General features: G+C 46.6%; 17 protein-coding genes. 9 read left to right on the top strand and 8 right to left on the bottom strand.

The genetic code is table 11. The annotated features are described in order from the left end of the window. Positions 1–3: 3 nt before the first annotated feature. The 4 genes from IX91_RS15595 to IX91_RS15580 form a co-directional block, all read right to left on the bottom strand. Positions 4–966, bottom strand: coding sequence for a sugar kinase (locus IX91_RS15595; protein ID WP_004746457.1), 963 nt, complete (start codon positions 964–966; stop codon positions 4–6). 69 nt (positions 967–1035) lie between these two features. Beyond that, entirely contained in the window at positions 1036–2550 is a 1515-nt protein-coding gene (locus IX91_RS15590; protein WP_004746455.1) for a sodium:solute symporter family protein, read from the bottom strand. Between the two features lie 224 nt (positions 2551–2774). Further along, positions 2775–3167 (bottom strand): RidA family protein, encoded by a 393-nt coding sequence (locus IX91_RS15585; protein WP_004746453.1) that lies wholly within the window; start codon positions 3165–3167, stop codon positions 2775–2777. 58 nt (positions 3168–3225) lie between these two features. Further along, the gene (locus IX91_RS15580; RefSeq protein WP_004746450.1) at positions 3226–4665 is read right to left on the bottom strand and encodes an N-acyl-D-amino-acid deacylase family protein; all 1440 of its coding nucleotides are present in this window, start codon (positions 4663–4665) and stop codon (positions 3226–3228) included. A gap of 179 nt (positions 4666–4844) precedes the next feature. Here IX91_RS15580 and IX91_RS15575 point away from each other — a divergent pair, with 179 nt between their 5' ends. Next, positions 4845–6116 carry an amino acid deaminase gene (locus IX91_RS15575; RefSeq protein WP_004746448.1) on the top strand — a complete coding sequence of 424 codons (1272 nt, stop codon included), beginning with the start codon at positions 4845–4847 and terminating at the stop codon, positions 6114–6116. Between the two features lie 97 nt (positions 6117–6213). Beyond that, positions 6214–7077 (top strand): MurR/RpiR family transcriptional regulator, encoded by an 864-nt coding sequence (locus tag IX91_RS15570; protein ID WP_004746447.1) that lies wholly within the window; start codon positions 6214–6216, stop codon positions 7075–7077. A 75-nt stretch (positions 7078–7152) separates the two neighbouring features. Here the strand turns inward: IX91_RS15570 and IX91_RS15565 are convergent, their stop codons facing one another. From IX91_RS15565 to IX91_RS15555, 3 genes are read right to left on the bottom strand one after another with little or no spacing between them, the layout of a single operon-like run. After that, positions 7153–7983 (bottom strand): hypothetical protein, encoded by an 831-nt coding sequence (locus IX91_RS15565; protein WP_004746444.1) that lies wholly within the window; start codon positions 7981–7983, stop codon positions 7153–7155. Then, positions 7983–8852, bottom strand: coding sequence for an ABC transporter ATP-binding protein (locus tag IX91_RS15560; RefSeq protein ID WP_004746443.1), 870 nt, complete (start codon positions 8850–8852; stop codon positions 7983–7985). Before IX91_RS15560 ends, IX91_RS15565 begins: the two co-directional genes overlap by 1 nt. Beyond that, positions 8849–9220, bottom strand: coding sequence for a GntR family transcriptional regulator (locus IX91_RS15555; RefSeq protein ID WP_004746441.1), 372 nt, complete (start codon positions 9218–9220; stop codon positions 8849–8851). The genes IX91_RS15560 and IX91_RS15555 overlap by 4 nt, the downstream gene beginning before the upstream one ends. Before the next feature lie 202 nt (positions 9221–9422). On the opposite strand from IX91_RS15555, the gene IX91_RS15550 reads away from it, so the two are divergent. The 7 genes from IX91_RS15550 (at position 9423) to IX91_RS15520 (ending at position 17099) form a co-directional block, all read left to right on the top strand. Beyond that, on the top strand, positions 9423–11414 hold the full coding sequence (locus IX91_RS15550; RefSeq protein ID WP_004746439.1) for a peptidase U32 family protein: 1992 nt from the start codon (positions 9423–9425) through the stop codon (positions 11412–11414). Between the two features lie 107 nt (positions 11415–11521). Next, entirely contained in the window at positions 11522–11767 is a 246-nt protein-coding gene (locus IX91_RS15545; RefSeq protein WP_004746437.1) for a DUF3297 family protein, read from the top strand. 141 nt (positions 11768–11908) lie between these two features. Further along, the gene (locus IX91_RS15540; RefSeq protein ID WP_004746436.1) at positions 11909–12346 is read left to right on the top strand and encodes a GNAT family N-acetyltransferase; all 438 of its coding nucleotides are present in this window, start codon (positions 11909–11911) and stop codon (positions 12344–12346) included. A 20-nt stretch (positions 12347–12366) separates the two neighbouring features. Continuing rightward, positions 12367–13086: an ABC transporter ATP-binding protein gene (locus IX91_RS15535; RefSeq protein WP_004746433.1), complete on the top strand. Its 720-nt coding sequence runs from the start codon at positions 12367–12369 to the stop codon at positions 13084–13086. Positions 13087–13090: 4 nt separating this feature from the next. Continuing rightward, a complete protein-coding gene (locus IX91_RS15530; RefSeq protein WP_004746431.1) occupies positions 13091–15619 on the top strand; it encodes an ABC transporter permease in 2529 nt (842 codons plus the stop codon). Further along, on the top strand, positions 15619–16728 hold the full coding sequence (locus IX91_RS15525) for a lipocalin-like domain-containing protein (RefSeq protein ID WP_004746429.1): 1110 nt from the start codon (positions 15619–15621) through the stop codon (positions 16726–16728). The genes IX91_RS15530 and IX91_RS15525 overlap by 1 nt, the downstream gene beginning before the upstream one ends. Positions 16729–16832: 104 nt before the next feature. Further along, positions 16833–17099, top strand: coding sequence for a DUF2999 family protein (locus IX91_RS15520; RefSeq protein WP_004746427.1), 267 nt, complete (start codon positions 16833–16835; stop codon positions 17097–17099). Between the two features lie 71 nt (positions 17100–17170). Here IX91_RS15520 and IX91_RS15515 read toward each other — a convergent pair whose 3' ends face one another. Beyond that, positions 17171–17779, bottom strand: coding sequence for a GNAT family N-acetyltransferase (locus IX91_RS15515; protein ID WP_004749546.1), 609 nt, complete (start codon positions 17777–17779; stop codon positions 17171–17173). Positions 17780–17834 lie beyond the last annotated feature (55 nt).

Raw genomic sequence — 17834 nt, 5'->3', positions numbered from 1 at the left:
ATTCTATTTCTGGTCTTGTGACCCAATAATAAGTTCACTCATCGCGCTGACAGGAATAATCGCGCCTGAGTATTGAATAACGGTTGAAGCTAATTGATGGCCTAATAGCGCTGAGGCACTGGCACTTTTTCCGGTTAGGCGAGCAGCAAGATAACCTGCGGCGAACGAATCCCCTGCGGCGCACGTGTCGACGACCTTGTTCACTTTACTTGCCGCAACATAACGCTCTTCTATGCCTTGATCGCTAGTGGTGATGATTTTACAAGGCTCGCAACCACGCTTAATCACCACTTCTTTGCAGCCAAGGCGCAGACATCTCGCTTGCACCGACTCTTCACTGCCCCAGACGATGTGGTCATCATCTTCTGTAATCAAAGCAATATCGACGCAAGGTAGAAGCTTTGCATACCAATGCTGCGCTTGCTCGATTGACCAAAGTTGCGGGCGGTAGTTGTTATCGAATATCACCTTTCCACCTTGAAGTGAGAAGGTACAAACGGCATCAAGTAAGCGTTGACGTGAATCGTCGTCTAGAATGGCAAGGCTGATACCGCTTAGGTACACCGCGTCTAAGACCTTATCGGCCAGTGCAGCTTCAAGTTTGGATTGGCTTTCGCTATTAAAGTAAAACTTGGCTGCGGCATCACTGCGCCAATAGTGGAAGTGACGCTCACCAGTCTCATCCGTTTCAACCATGTATAGGCCGGGCAGTTTGTTCTCAATGCGTTCGACCAACTCAGTTTGAATGCCTTCATGATGCCAGTTTTCCAACATACTCTGAGACAATTCATCGTGACCAAGCCCCATCGCATAGTGCACAAAAACATTTTGATCTTGAGTTAAACGAGACAGGTAAAGCGCCGTATTGAGTGTGTCACCGCCGAATTTTTTATTCAGTGGAGACCCACTGATTTCGACCATGCACTCGCCAAAAAAAGCAATGTTAAAATTAGAAGATGCCGACATAACACACCTTAATCTTGAAAAGTAAAAAAACAGTGGCTCTGCTAGGCAGAGCCAAAGTTGTGGAGAAAGCTAGCTAGTTTGAGTGGCAGGACGCTGTGAAGATTTGTCTTCTTCTAGGACGCCTGAGTCAGACAATTCCATTTCCATCAGAGCACGCTCATCGTCAAGGATTGCTCTTGCCATTTCAGGGCTGACTTGGTTTGCAGGAGTACATAGGCTCACTACGACACCCGCTGCCAGTGCGAACAGACAAGATGGAATCACTGGGTTGCCCCAGAAGGCTGTGTAATCCGCGTTGAGCATAACAGTGAATGAAGCCACTGAAGCACCAGCAAGTGTCGCGATAGCACCTTGCCAGTTGTAACGCTTCCAGAAGCGACCTAGCATTCCGCACACGAACATGCCTGACATGACGGTAGAGATCATCTTAGTGATGTAGCCAATGATGTCGTTTGAAGTCAGAGCAAATAGCAGAGCAAAGCCGATAACCACAACTAGCGCTAGACGAGAGTAGTTAAGCATGGACTCTTTGTTTGGCACACGACCTGTGAACATAACGTAAACATCACGCAGTAGAATCGACACACCCGCAATCGCATCAGAGCTAGCACTCGACATGGTTGCTGACAGACCCGCAATCAGAACAATCATGCCAATACCTACTGGCAATACGGTTGCAGCAATGTATGGGAACGAGAAGTTAGGGTTATCTAGTGTTGGGTCAATCGCATGTGCCGCCATACCAATGATTGCAGGGATGATTGAGAAGAATAGATACAGTACGCCCGAGCCAATGAACGAACGGCGAATTGTAGATACATCCTTACCAGAGTAGATACGTTGGCGGAATGAAGGCGTCGCAAGTACACCAACACCAATCACAACCGCTAAAGATACCGCCGGAATGATGCCTAGTTTTTCAATCGCTAGGAAGCTCGTTGCGGCTGGGTCCATAGCTGCGTATAGGTTGTCCATACCACCGATATGTTGAACCGATAGAACCGCCATCAGAATGAAGCCAACAAATAGAATGATTGCTTGAATCGTATCCGTCCAGACAACCGCAGTGTAACCACCGATCACAACATAGATAGTAAACGCCGCAGCAATGATGATTTTCGCTAAATTGAGGTCGATATCAGCGATCCACGCGAGGTACATACCACCGCCAAGAATATGCGCGCCTAACCAGCCAATAGAAGCGATAAAGATAAGCAAGCCAACCACGTTTTTAACGATGCGATTTGCACCCACATAGTAAGCAAGCTCTTCACTCATGGTCATAAAGTTCAGTTTACGAACCGGAGCAAACCATAGCGCAAGAAGCAAGATACCAATGGCACCGCCAATGCCATAAAGCGCACCAGCCCAGCCATTAGCATAACCAAAACCAACCGCGCCCATACTTGAGCCCGTTCCGACCATAGTCGCGACGGTTGTACCTAATACAAGAAACAGAGGTAAGCCACGGCCACCTAATAGAAAATCTTCCCCCGACTTTTGGTTGCGCGAAACAAACCATCCAAGCCAGATCAGAAATACTACATATGCGCCGAAGCCAGTAAGAAAAAGTGTACTATTCATTGGACACCTCTCAATGTCAAAATCCATCTTTCAGATTAATATAATTCCTGCAGCTGTATTATCTCGTCTATTTAAGACAACAATTAAATATAAAATCTACTTATATTTAATTAATATTTATATTGCTGTGCAATTAAGAATTATATTTGTAGGAATGAGAGCACCGAAACAATATTAACAGGGAACGAAATTATTCCGGCACTCTTAATTATTATTTGTGAAGTCTATCGACGATCTTCGCGGTAGCAAGTCACGTCGACTTCTACCTTCACGTCAACGACCAAATCACACACCATGCAGATACGTGCTGGCGGGTGCTCGCCAAAGAATTCATTGAACACCTTATTGAATGATTGGAAATAACGAGAGTCCGTTAAAACAACCTTTACATGAACCACATCTTCTAGTGTGTAGCCTGCTTCAGTCATGATATCGACACAGTTTTGAATCGCTAGGCGAGACTGGTCAACAATACCACCTTCTACCACTTCACCGTCGGTCATTGGTGTTTGACCAGAAACGTATAGGAAACCGCCTGCTTCAGTCGCTCGTGCAAATGGAAGGTGTTGACCACCAGTGCCTGTTCCACCTTCTACACCGTAACGCTTAATAGACATAATATTCTCCAGTATAAGTACTTTATTAAATTGATAATAAATAAATTAATTTTAATTTTTAGGCGTCATTTCTATAAATAAATACGCCACTTCTATTTTTGGTTACATCGCCAGATAAATAAGACAACTCACCATTAACAAATACAGATTCAACACCTTTTGCCATTGAAATAGGATTTTCAAAGGTTGCGGTATCTTTTATTGTATTTGGGTTAAATAAAACTAAATCTGCGTAAGCCCCGACTTTTATTTCGCCGCGATCTTTTAAGTTATATCGCTTGGCTGACATGCCCGTCATTTTGTGAATGGCTTCTGCTAATGAAAACAGTTTCTCTTCACGACAGTAGTGCCCAAGCACTTTCGGAAAAGTGCCCCACAAACGTGGATGTGGATGCGGGTCATTGGGTAATCCGTCGGAGCCCACCATGGTCAGTTTGTATTTCAAAACGCGTTTAACGTCGTTTTCATCCATGCAGTGGTAAACCGCGCCAGCGGGTTGAATCGCTTTTGCCGCTTCCATTAAAGGCAGATTCATTTCTGCGGCAATGTCTTTGAGCATTTTGCCTGCATGTTCAGGAGCAGCTTCCGACCAAGTAATAAAGATATCGATCTCGTCGGTCACTTGTTTTAGGTCGAGTGTTGATGAACTTGCGGAGTACGGGTAACAGTCACAAGACACATCTTGGTGTTTCGCCGCTTCATCCATCACATTAAGCACTTCTTTTGTTCGTCCCCAATTGCCAGCACCAGCACACTTAAGATGCGAGATAACAACAGGCACTTTAGCGAACTGACCGGTTTCAAACGCTTCTTCCATTGCGGAGATGATCTCTTCAAATTCTGTACGCATGTGGGTGGTATAAATGCCGCCGTGTTGACCGAGCACCTGTGCTAAGCGCATGACCTCGTCCGCTGTCGCTTGTTTCGCGCTCGCATAGGCAAGACCAGAGCTCAAACCAAGCGCACCTTCTGCCATCGCTTGGTCAAGCGTACTGCGCATTTGAGCGATTTCTTCATCGGTCGCGGTGCGTTGCAAGTCATCCATCACGTTATTACGCAAAGTGGTGTGACCGACTAATGCCGCTACATTGACTGCAGGATTTGCTTGCTGCACAGCTTGCGCGTAGCTAGCGAACGTTGGGTATTTAAAATCTTCTTGCTTACCGAGTAGGTTCATTGGATCAGGTGGGTCACCGGCTAAGGTAGTCGGGCTGGCACTAATGCCACAGTTACCGACAATCACAGTCGTCACACCTTGACTGATCTTTGGAAGACACTCGGGATAACGAATCACATTGGTATCATCGTGAGTGTGAACATCAATAAAACCCGGTGCGAGTGCCAAGCCTTGTCCATCAATCACCTTGCTAGCCGTCGCTTCAGATAATTCACCAATTTGCTCTACACGATTGTGACGAATTGCGACATCAGCGGTATATGCTGGAGCGCCGGTACCGTCAAAGACTTCTACACTTTTGATTATGGTATCGAACAACATGGTTCACTCTCTTCGTCTCTCGTTTGCATGTGTACATACTAATAATTCCCGTATTTAAATCAGTGACAAAACACACATAAAAACCGAATTTGTTTGATAGTTTCTAACATATAAATTAGTCTAGATAGCAACAAACATTAGTAATCAACAACTTAAATCATGTTAGAAGTGAACTTGCGATGAAAGAATTCGAGAAAAAGTGTGATACAAACTATCATAATAATACTATCAACATCCCTGGGTGGGGTGAGAAGTCTCAGCCATATCAGAGTGATAGCCAGCAAACCTACAGCTTGATCAACGAAGAAATCAGTCTGCCCGCTGCCGTTATTCAACAATCTAGAATCAACAATAACCTCGACTGGATGCAGCGCTTCGCCGCAACCCACAACGTCAAGTTATGCCCGCATGGCAAAACCAGCATGACACCCGCGTTATTTCGTCAGCAACTTGACCAAGGCGCATGGGGAATGACTGTCGCCACAGCCGCTCAAGCTGAAGTTGCGGCGTTAGCAGGGGCAAGTAACATCATTATCGCTAATCAATTGGTCGGCAAAGCCAATATGGCTATCGTGGCCAATCTGATTGAGCAGCATAGTGTTGATGTATTTGTTTGCGTTGATTCACAGCGTAACGTTGAAGCACTTGGGCAGTTCTTTGCGAGCCGTGACGTCAAACTCAATGTCTTGATTGAATTCGGTGTTGAAGGTGGACGCTGCGGCTGTCGAACTGAGCAGCAAGTTGCCGAGCTTGCTCAGCGCATTGCCGATCAATCTCACCTGTTATTGACTGGTATTGAAGCTTACGAAGGGGTCATCCATGGTGACAATGCAGAACAAGCCATTCGTGATTTTCTCAATCAGATCGTAACGCTTGGCCGTAAACTGGCTCGCGGTCAACTCATCTCAGGTAAGCCAATTGTGACGGGTGCAGGTTCAGCTTGGTACGACGTAGTTTCTGAGTGTTTTGCCAACCTCGACGATCTAGATGCCATTATTCGCCCAGGTTGCTACGCCATCCATGACACGGGGATCTATCTAGACGCTCAAAACAAAGTCATGGCGAGAGCAGAGAAAAACCAAGGGGCAGCGTGTGATTTAGGTGGTGATTTACAGTCCTCTCTTGAAGTGTGGGCACACGTCATCTCAAAACCTGAGCCGGGTAAACTCGTGGTTGGCCTAGGAAAAAGAGACGTCGCTTTTGATGCCGGTTTACCCATCCCAGAGCGTGCATACCGCGACGGGGAAGCCATTTCCGTCTCTAATGCAGTCACCACTGCAGTGATGGATCAACATGCGTTTATGGAGATAGATCCTGATTGCCCACTCGATGTTGGCGACGTTGTCGCTTTCTCAACCTCACACCCTTGCCTGACTTTCGATAAATGGCGTGCCATCGCCGTGTGCGACGATGAATACAATGTGACTCACTGGGTAGAAACACGTTTCTAAACCGCTGAACTTTTACGCTTGAATGAATCAGGTATACTGCAACGCATTGATATGGAGGCCACCCCATTGGTCTCCATTGCTAGAATAGGAAAACATCTTGAGTTTAGACGTCGATATTATTTCGCAAATCACTGAGCGTTTTAGCGCTCTGCGCGACGCCGAGAAGAAAGTCGCCAAACTGATCATGGACGATATTCAGACTGCAGCGAATGCGAGTATCACTGAACTTGCTGAAAGCGCTGAAGTCAGTGAGGCTACGATCACTCGCTTTGCTAAAGCCGTTGGCTGTAAAAACGTTCGTGATATGAAAATCAAGCTGGCGCAAACCCTAACAGTTGGTCAACGTTTTATTCTTGAGCCGCCAGATCAAAGTGGTTATCAGGGCATCTACGAATCCATCAAGCAGTCGTTAGATATCAACCGCAATTTGATCAACGAAGCCGATATCGATACTGCTGTGGGTTGGCTACACAATGCAAGACAAGTCATCTCTATCGGTATGGGTGGAGGCTCAACCATTGCCTCGCAAGAGATGCAGCATCGCCTATTCCGTTTAGGCTACCCTGTGGTTGCTTATAACGACGGTTTGCTTGCACGTATGATTGCTTCTACCGCAGACAGTAATGACGTATTGGTGATGTTATCCGCAACGGGATACACGCCGACCATCATCGAAACTGCAGAGCTGGCAAAGCAATACGGGGTAAAGATCATCGCCATCACACCGAGCTCAACGCCGCTCTCTGACATTGCCGATCTCACACTGCCGATTGAGCACCAAGAGACCGATTTTATCTACAAACCTTCTGCGTCTCGTTACGCAATGTTAGCCTTGGTTGATGTCCTTTCGATGGCGCTTGCCGTCAACCATAAGCGACGTTCAAGAGACAAACTAAGACGGCTTAAGTTGGCATTAGACTCATATCGAGGTGGCTTAGACCGTCAGCCGCTCGGAGACTAATAGCAATCCACCGCAAACAAAAAAGGCGCTAACCAACCGTTAGCGCCTTTGTTATTTTCAAACCATCAAAGCGTTCTAGTCGACAGAGCGACTTAATCTTAAGCTTGCCAGCAAGCCCAACGCGCCCAATGCAAAGTAGACAACCAAGTTAACAGTGCCAACATTAGCAAAGGCAACAAGTGGATTGCCCTCAATAAGAAGATCAAATGGCAAGGTCGTTACAGCCTGTAAGAAATGGCTCACAGCGTACGTCCCTAGCAGGTTTGTCGAGAGCAGTTTAATCACGTAAAAACCAATCACCATGACTAACAGAGGCGAATTAACCTTCTGAGAAATGGCCATAGCCAAAGTTGCGAGCGGCAGTAGCGCCAAGCCCACTAACCACATGCGACCAATAAACTCAAACCAATGGGTAAAGACGTAAAAGATTGACTCACCAGTGAAGAACAGTGGGAATTTCTCCGACATGACAAGATTAATCACCCACATTAGGAAGTCAGCAGACACAACCAACATTGAACAAATGATAGGTGTCACCAGCAAACCAAAACCAAGCTTCACTAAATGTGTCGTCATGTCAGAGACAGGCATGCTACGCCAAAACATCACACTGCCCTCTTGGCGCTCTTTACGTAATGTCTTCGGGAAATAAAGGCTGGTCAATAACATCGACAAAAAGCCAGTGAAGCCAAACGCCAAGCCACTTAACTGCTTACCTAATTCATAACCAGATTCGAAGCCATTCACATCATACGTTAGCTCGTAAGTGACATTGCTTTGAATGGTCGAATTCATCAAGATCGAGAGTAGCAGCAGCACACCACACACGAGCAGCACTAAAGGAATACGTGTGATCACTTTATGTTCTAGCCACTCTTTCTCTAGCATATAAAAATAAGGATTCATTACGCAGCCTCCTTCTGTAGAGCTAAGAACAGATCTGCCAGTTTTACATTGTAAATTTTGTCTACGCTATCGAGTTGTTGCGCTTGTTCAGAACGAATCAGCCAACGCGTACTGCCAAGAGCTCGCTCACTAGAAAGCGGCTTCAATGCTTCCATTTGTGCGCGTTGTTCATCGGTGGTTTCAACGATCACGTAATCTTCGGCAATGTTTTCCATTGACGATTGCAACACTGCTTGACCATGCTTAAGGATCAACACATCGGTTAGCAGGTGTTCAATCTCAGACACCTCATGGCTGGCAATAATCAGGGCACGCTCTCCATCATGAAACCATTCAAGAAGATGTCGATAAAAGGTATCTCTGTAAACAAGATCCAAGCCGAGGGTAGGCTCATCGAGAATCAATACTTTGGTGTCAGTCGAAATCACAATCGCAAGATGTAGCTGTACCTTCATGCCTTTTGAGAGCGATTTGATTTTGCTATTAAGCTTGATGTCGGTTTTCTCAAGTACAGCACGCGCTTTGTTCACATCGAAACTTGGGTGAACACCGGCGGTGTAACGAAGAATTTGTCTTACCGTCATCCAGTCAGGCAGCACGTTCACATCTGAAATATAAGACAGGTGCTCCATCACTTTGGCGCGCTGTGAGATAGGCTCAAGCCCCAGTACTTGAATATCACCCTGATAGTCGTGAGCACCGAGCAGGCTTTTAATCAAGGTCGATTTACCTGCACCATTGTGACCAAGCAAACCGAGGACTTGTCCCGCTTTGAGTTCAAAACTAATGTTTTTAATCGCTTCGCCTTGCTCTTTGGCTCGACCTGAGTAGTGCTTGGTTACCTGCCGAGCTTCAATTAATACGCTCATTGTTTGCCCTCAACGTGCAGTGTTAACTGCTCAATAAATTCTTGAAGTGGAATGTCTAGCTGCTGCAGTTTCACCGCGATTGACGGGATCTGCTGCTGAATAAAATCCTGTTTTTGCGACGCTTTTAACTGACTCAGTGCGCCTTGTGCCACGAACATTCCCTGACCGCGTTTTTTTTCTACGAGACCTTCATCCACCAGTAGCTGATAACCTTTCATCACAGTGATGTGGTTGATTTTCAAATCTCCTGCTACGGCTCGAACCGAAGGTAATGCCTCTCCTTCGTTCCAAATGCCTTGCAGGATTTGCTCTGTAATTCGATCCGCTAGTTGACGAAAGATAGGCTGCGTTTCGTTCCAATCTGTCATGAAGCTTGCCTTATCAATTGCGCTTTAGTGTTATACATAGGTATAACACTAAAGCAATTCGCAGTGATTGCAACCATTAATTGAAATCTCGCCTTAGAAGACAAATTAATTGATGCAGATTAACAAAGCCTTAATCAGCGCTAGATCACACTTTTTATCCCCGTAAAATACCGCTCCTATTTTATTGAGTAAGAGATAAGTAGTGACACGCGATCAATTTGAGTTATTAGCACCGGGCGGAGATTTAGATTCGATTAAGGCAGCCATTGCCGCTGGGGCGGATGCTATCTATTGTGGTTTAGACCGTTTCAATGCGCGTAACCGAGCCACTAACCTCACCTTAGATAACTTGAATGGCGTATTGCAGCTTGCGCATCAGCACAACTGTAAGATCTTCCTGACTCTCAACGTGTTGATTCTAGAAAGCGAAATTCCAGCCATTGTGCGCTTGCTTAGTCAATTGAACACCACGGCGATTGATGGCGTGATCGTACAAGACCTTGGTTTGGCCTACATTCTCAACAACTATTTTCCTGATTTAGATGTACACGCATCAACTCAGCTCAATACCCATAACGAGGGGCAAATATTGTTTCTCAATCGATTGACGGCAAGTCGCGTCAATCTATCGCGCGAGCTGAACATCAGCGAGATTAAACAGCTGGCTCAGTTTGGTCGTGAGCATGATGTAATGATGGAAGTGTTTGTCCACGGCTCTTACTGCATCGGATTCTCTGGGATTTGCTACATCAGCTCTGCGCGTAATGGCGCTTCAGGCAACCGTGGTCGATGCAGTCAACCTTGTCGTGAAGAGTACCAAACCACCAAAACCGGTAATAGCTACCCACTCAATATGAAAGACAACTCGGCCTTTGGCGATTTGGCAGCGCTTGCGGATGCCGGCGTGTATTCGTTGAAAGTGGAAGGCCGCATCAAGAAATCTCACTACGTTTACACCGTGGTCGACAACTGGCGTAAGCAGATTGACCGCTTGTGCGATGGCGTGGAACTGTCGAATGACACCACGGAACTGTACACCGTCTTCAACCGTGATTTCTCCAATGCATTCTTGCAAGGTGACTTCGGTAAAGCGATGTACATCGACAACCCCCGCGACCATGCGGTGAAACACTTTTCGAAAATCTACAAATGTGAATCCGCCGACGATGTAAAAGTAGTGAAGAAAAAGCTCTACGACGACAAAACAGCAATCATCGAGAAAGTCGCTGAAAAGACCCAAGACTTTGACGTCACTACAACACAAGCTTCTGCTAGCAGCCTAAAAGGGGCGATTGATGTACCTACTTTGCCCCTGCTACCTCAGCCAGAAATGCGTCAAGGAACGCCAAGGTTATCGGTATTGTTCTCATCACCACAAGACGTCGCACTGCTCAAATACACTGACGTAGACGTCTATTTTCAGCTGCCGATGGGACTGGCGGCTGAACTGAACGCAATGATCGAGCTGTTCCAAGCAAATCCGCAGTTAAAACCTTGGTTTCCTGCAATTTTGATTGGTGACGATTACCAAGCTGCACGCACACTGTTAGAGGCAGTAAAGCCAGCGCTCTCGATCACTAACAACTCCGGAGTAGGCATTTTAGCTCAAGAGCTTGGATTGGGTTGGATCGCGGGCCCGCTGATGAACACGGTCAACTCTTACTCATTCAAATGTTTACAACAAGAGTTTGCCGCAAGCGGCGCATTTGTCTCCAACGAGTTGAACATGAAGCAGATGCGCCATATTAAACGTCCGCAAAACATGCGCAGCTTTTACAGCATCTACCACCCAAATACACTGCTGACGAGCCGCCAATGTTTGTTCCAACAGACCGAAGGCTGCCGCAAGATCAAAGTCAATAAAGGTTGTTTGAAGCGTTGTGACAAGCGTACATCTATCATTAATCTCAAAGACAACCCGTACGTAGTGCAAAAACAAAAGGGCAGCCACAACTCAATCTACAGTGAACACAACGTATTGAATCTGCAAGTATTGCAAGATTTACCGCAACTGTTCACTGATGTGTTGATCGATCTGCGCGATATTCAAACCGAAACACAAGTGACAGCCAGTAAACCAGAATTGATTGATGCCTTTTTAGCGCTACTGGATCAGCATAACGAAAAGAATATTCAAGCCATAAACAGCATGATTCAGCCAACGGCCAATGCCCAGTATTTGAAGGGGTTGTAGATTCAAACTTAGATCGTTTGTGATAACTGTCATTAGATGTCTTGAACCCATAGCAATCTGTGAATTACAATGGCGCACTTTTTTTACGGACTTCAAGGTCGAAAAACATGACAGATACAGCTAAACCAGCTCTACCAGATCGCCTATCAGGTAACCCACGTAGCCCTTTCTTTGTAAAAGAGTGCTTCGATCACCAAATCGGTATTCGTTTTAAAGGTCAAGAGCGCACAGACGTTGAAGAGTACTGCGTTAGCGAAGGTTGGGTAAAAATCGCATCTCCAAAAGCGAAAGACCGCTTTGGTAACCCAATGCTTATCCAACTAAAAGGCGAAGTTGAAGCGTACTACGTTTAATCGCATAAGACTGTAAACTAAACCACCGCTTCAGGTGGTTTTTTTGTTTTTAATCTGAAGCTTAATAGAACGATTTGTCTCGACCTTGAATAAGTGTCATGCTTCATTGCATATGAAGCCTTCACATCTCACGGACGAAAGATGAACATTTCCCTAAGACCTGCACTCGAATCAGACATAGATTTTTTAGTCGACCTACGCAATGCCACAATGCATGACTACCTTGAACAAGTCGGCATGCCAATTAGCCTCGACGACTATTTGAATCGCATTCAGTACAAGTTCGACTGTGCTCAAATCATTACCTTAGATCAAGTGCCTATTGGTTTGTTTAAAGCTGAATACCAAGCCGATCAAAACCTCTGGTATCTCATCCAAATTCAGATTCATCCGGGTTACCAAAACGCGAGTATTGGCAGCAGACTAGTAAAAAACCTGATCGAAAAAGCTCAAGCTAGCCAATCACGAGTTGGTTTAAGTGTGATAAAAACCAATCCTGCTTATCAGTTGTACCAACGTCTTGGATTTAAAAAGATCTCGGAAACGGAATACGAGTACAACTTAGAACTCAAGGCCTAAAAAGTAGCAAGGAGCCGCGCATGGATTTGCCGTTAGTGTCACTAAAACGCGCCAACAAAAGTTTCGTCGATGGCAAAGAAACCCATCGCGTATTGGAAGGCGTCGATTTCACTTTAGCGGCAGGTGCAAGTGTGGCGTTGACGGGCGCAAGTGGTAGCGGCAAAAGTACCCTACTCAATGTCATTGCTGGTTTTGAGCCGCTTTCCGATGGTGAATTGTGGTTAGATGGCGATAACACAGCAGCTTGGAAAGACCCGCAATGGAGCCAGTTCCGCCATCAAAAGCTCGGTGTCATCTTTCAACAATTCAACCTGTTAACACCACTCAACGTAAAACAAAACATTGCCTTTCCTCTGCATCTAAACCAACAAAAATGGAACGATTGGTGCGATTATCTCATCGAGACATTGGGCATCAATCAGCTTCTTGATAGACACGTTTCTGCCCTTTCTGGCGGCCAGCAACAAAGAGTCGCCATCGCTCGCGCTTTGGCTCATAAACCTAAACTTCTACTTGCCGATGAACCGACAGGAAATCTCGACCAAAAAGCAGGATTGGAGGTGATGAAGCTACTGAGTGAAATCACCACCCACGGCAATACTGCAGTGCTCTTAGTGACCCACAGCCCCGATTGCGCTGAGTTTATGCAGACTCGTTTGCGGCTAGAAAACGGTCAATTACGCAATGGTGATTTGCAGCCCCCCCTCCCTACTTTGCAAGAGCAAAGCGACCGAGGGTAACACCATGACTCAGGTTAGGTTCTCGCGTATCAGACTCACACACACTCGACTCACATTGAATCTGTTTGCGGCGCATTATCGCCAAGCTCCCCTGCAAGCAGCTGCAATTCTGATTGGTATCGTGCTCGCGGTAACCTTGTTTGTTGCCGTACAAGCAATCAACCTCAATGCTAAGCGCAGCTATGCGGAATCCACCGAGCAACTGAGTGCTCAAGCGAAAAACCTGATAATTCCAGCAGCGGGGCAAAACTATTTGCCTGAATCGCTTTACTTCAGTCTCAGACAAAACGGACTCAGTGCAGCATTACCTGTAATTGAAGGGCGAGTTCGAGACCAGCAAGGTCGTCGCTGGTCAGTACAAGGTAGCGAATTGATTGCTGCTATCTCATCACGCTCTCGCTATTCAACCCACAACCAACAATCATCAGACAGCGAGCAAAACGTTTCTCTATTCGACAGTGCTTTGCCGCTCCCTGAGCTTTTAGCTGGCGAACCTATAGTGATGATGAGCTTGTCGCAGCACCAGAACTTAGGCGAAGTAGAAACACTGACTCTGGATGAAGTTCCGACCCGTGTCGTCGTATTACCCGATGAGTGGCAATTAGGCAGCCGAATGTTGATGGATATTGGCTTTGCCCAGCAGTTGCTCAACAAACAAGGACAGCTCAGTTACATTGCTGTTTTCGACGCAGGCTTTAATACAGGTAATAACGCACAAGCAAAATGGCAACACCTCATCGACGAGCAAGGACAATGGATCGCCAACAATCAAAGCACTGATCTTGGTTCACTCACTGATAGCTTCCACCTCAACCTTACCGCGATGAGCCTATTGGCATTTCTGGTTGGTCTATTTATCGCTTATAACGGCGTGAAGTACAGCTTACTCAAACGTAATCGGCTGTTAGTCCAAGTCCAACAAGCGGGGGTTGGGCAAAACCTGGTGTTCACGGCACTGCTGATTGAACTGACCATTCTGGTTACCCTCGGCGCTTCACTCGGTTTTGTATTAGGTATGCAACTTAGTCATTGGCTGCACCCAACCGTTGCGCTCACACTTGAACAACTTTACGGAGCAACACTGCTTCCCGGCACTTGGCAGTGGCAATGGTGGGCACAAGCGCTGCTGCTAACCCTCGCGGCAACACTATTAGCTTGTTGGCAGCACTTTAAACAGCGAGTGAACCAGCCGCTCTCTTCTCAAGGCGGTTTTTATCAAGCCCCAGAAACGTCTAACGAAAACCAACTGTTCATGATTGGTATTGTGTTGACTGTTGCTGCGCTCGCTGGATTATGGTTGAGTGAGCATCACCGTTTTACAATGGCTTGGCTCGGCGTACTTGTCGTATCGATTCCTCTGTATCTGCCTAAAACACTCAGCGTACTAGCCAACGAATGTGAAAGGCGTTCCCGTTCCGGTTTGATCCAATACCTGTTCGCTGAACTGCGCGAGCTCATTTCTCCGCTTTCTCTCGCCATGATGGCACTGCTGCTTGCGGTCACAGCCAATATAGGAATGAACACCTTAGTTGGTAGCTTTGAATCGACACTAAAGCAGTGGCTCGAACAGAGGCTTCATGCCGACATTTACGTTAGTCCCGCACAGGGAGAGATAGCCAATGTGGAACGCGCATTAGAGCGATTTGACGGAGTTGAGACGGTCTACAAGCAATACTATGTCGACGATAACCTACAAGGCTTGCCCACTTTACTCGGCACCAAAGACAAGGATACCTTAGAGCAAACCATGGTGTTCAAGTCTCACCTTGATAACTTCTGGCAACGCTTTTACCAAGGTGAGTTGGTCGCCATCAGTGAGCCGACTGCGGTCAAACTCGGCTTGTCACTCGATAGCGAACTTGAGCTCGATGCAATTCCAAACAAAACTCTACGTGTCGGGGCGATATTCCATGATTACGGTTCACCCAATGGTGAAGTCTTATTGGCACCAAAGTTATGGCATGAAAGCGGCTTTACCAACTTGCCCACCAGCCTTGGCGTCAAAGTCTCTAGCGACCCAGATCTCGTCTATGACCAACTGCGAAAGCAATTGAACCTGCACCCAAGTCAGCTTTATAATCAGGCGCAAATCAAATCCATCGCGCTCGATATTTTCTCGCAGACCTTCGCCATTACGCGCGCCCTCAATGGCGTGACTCTAATGGTCGCGGTGATTGGTTTATTTAGCGCTTGTTTTATGTTGCTCGACGCGCGCAAAGCCGCCATTGCGAGGCTTTACGCGCTTGGCGTCAGTCGCCGCAAACTAATGACCATGGTCATCGGGCAAATCGTCGCTTTGGTCAGCTTTACTTTGATTATCGCTCTACCACTCGGCGCTATGGTCGGTTATGTGCTGACGGACATCGTTACCATGCGCGCCTTTGGTTGGAGCTTAAGTTACCTGTGGAGTTGGAGTGATGCCCTAAGCATTTCAGCAATCACTATCTTAGTCGCGGTAGTTGCGACCCTGATTCCACTGTGGCGCTTGGTCGGCAAGCCTGTCGTGTCTAGTTTGCAAAGCGAGGTGTTGTAATGAATCAATTAGCACGCAACCTCTCTTTGCTATTGGGTAGCCTGTTGCTGCTTGGCTGTGGAAAGCCTCAGCAGCAAAATATGGCGATGCTATTGGGTAGTGAAGGCTCTCAACCTGAAACCAAGCCATTCACGCCTGTAGTAAAGGGCGTTGAACTCACCTTCCCTGCCGATCATCAATCACACCCTAGTTTTCGTCATGAATGGTGGTATTTAACGGCGAATTTAATCGATGAAAATGGCACTCCACTCGGTGTTCAATGGACACAATTTCGCTTCGCTGCCGCGCCAGAAGATGGGGAAAACAAAGCGCAAAAAAACGTATGGCAGAGCCAACAAATTTATATGGCGCATAGCGCAGTAACTACGCCAGACAAGCATTATGCCGATGAGAAATGGTCACGCGATCAAGCTTCACTCGCAGGCGTCGATGCATCGCCATTTCGGGTTTATCTCGACGATTGGCAGTGGCGCTCTTCAACCAATGACCTCTTCCCCGCCACACTCAATGCCAGTTCGGAGCAGTTTGGCTACTCTTTGACACTCACTAGCGGTGCACCTTATCAAAAACAGGGCGAGCAAGGTTACAGCACCAAAAGTGCCGATGGTCAGGTAGCTTCGTATTACTATAGCCAGCCGTTTATTGATGTTTCTGGCCAAGTCATTATTGATGGCAACACTCATCAAGTAACGGGTAAAGGCTGGATAGACAGAGAGTGGAGCTCGCAGTTCTTGCTCGACTCGCAACAAGGTTGGGATTGGTTTGCCTTAAGGCTCAGCGACGAAACCAGCTTGGTAGTATTCCAGTTGCGAGATTCCAATACCGGAAAAGCCAGTTACTCTAGCGCCAGACTGATGCGACAAGACGGTTCGGGCATCGCCATTTCACCCAATGAGATTCAATTGAACGCGACCAAACAAACTGAAATCCAAGGGCGTAATTACCCAACCGAGTGGCAAGTGGCTATTCCGAGTCAGCAAATCGAGCTTGTGGTTTCAGCGCTCAACCCCAACGCTAAAATGCCCCTTTCAGTCCCCTATTGGGAAGGCCCAGTTGGTATCGAGGGCACTCACTCTGGTAGGGGGTATATGGAGTTAACGGGTTATTAAGCCGCAATCCAGTTTCAGCTATTTGGATTTGCGCTAGTTCAATCCGCGCTATCCAAGTGATAAACTGCTGCGCAAAGTCATCAATAGATTGAAAAGGAAACATGATGAACCCGATTATTGCACTGCTGAAAGAGAACAACATCAGCGATGAACAGATCAACGAAATCTTCCAAACTCTGACGCAAAACCCTCTTGCAGCGATGGCAACGATCAGCCAACTAGGTCTGCCACAAGACAAGCTACAAATGCTGATGGCGCAAGTGATGCAAAACCCTGCGCTAATCAAAGAAGCCGTCGATGAGTTGGGTTTAGATTTCTCAAAAGTTGAAGAAGCAAAAGAGAAGCTTCAAAGCCAAAATCAAGGCAACTAAGACCTAGGGTCTATTAATATAGAAAAGGCCGCTAACCCGATCTTGGGCATAGCGGCCTTTTCGTTTGCTGTTTAAACGCGTCGCTTGATCACTAAACGATTGAAAGAGGCGAATTGCTCTGCTGTCATACCGTAGTAAAGCTTGTCTTCCAAGCCTTCCTCTAGCTTGTAATAGTCTGTCTGACGTCCTTCTTGGCTAAAGCCGCATTTCTCTAACGTTTTGTATGAACCCACATTCGATGAGTAGCAATCTGCACTGACTTTATGCGCCTTAAGCTCGGTAAACCCAATCTCCGCCATCATTTGGCACGCGCGAGTCGCAATGCCTTTGCCCCATGCGCAAGTCGGCAGCTGATAACCGACTTCATAATTACCCGTTAGGAACATTACCGACGTCACTGCACACATCCCCATGTATTTACCTTGCTGATCACGAATGACAAACGTCGGACTCTCTGGCCAAACGTCATCTTTGATCGCTTGAGCTGTGTTCTCAATGATTGGGCCAAAGAAACCTTCATATAGGCTATCGTCAGCCGGGGCGAAGAACAGGTACTTGTTGACCTTATCGTCATTCAGCATCTCGATAATATCTTGCAGATCAGACGCTTGAATCAGTTGAATATTCAACGACTCATTAAATGGAATGGTTTGGCCTTGTTTTAGTTTTTGATATGACATGTGTTACCTCGTTATCTGGCAACTATCTTAGAGGAACCAACCAGAGAATAATTGG

Source organism: Vibrio tubiashii ATCC 19109, from assembly GCF_000772105.1.
Lineage (GTDB): Bacteria > Pseudomonadota > Gammaproteobacteria > Enterobacterales > Vibrionaceae > Vibrio > Vibrio tubiashii.
Note: the sequence above shows the minus strand (reverse complement) of the source record. Positions and strands in the feature narration are given on the sequence as shown.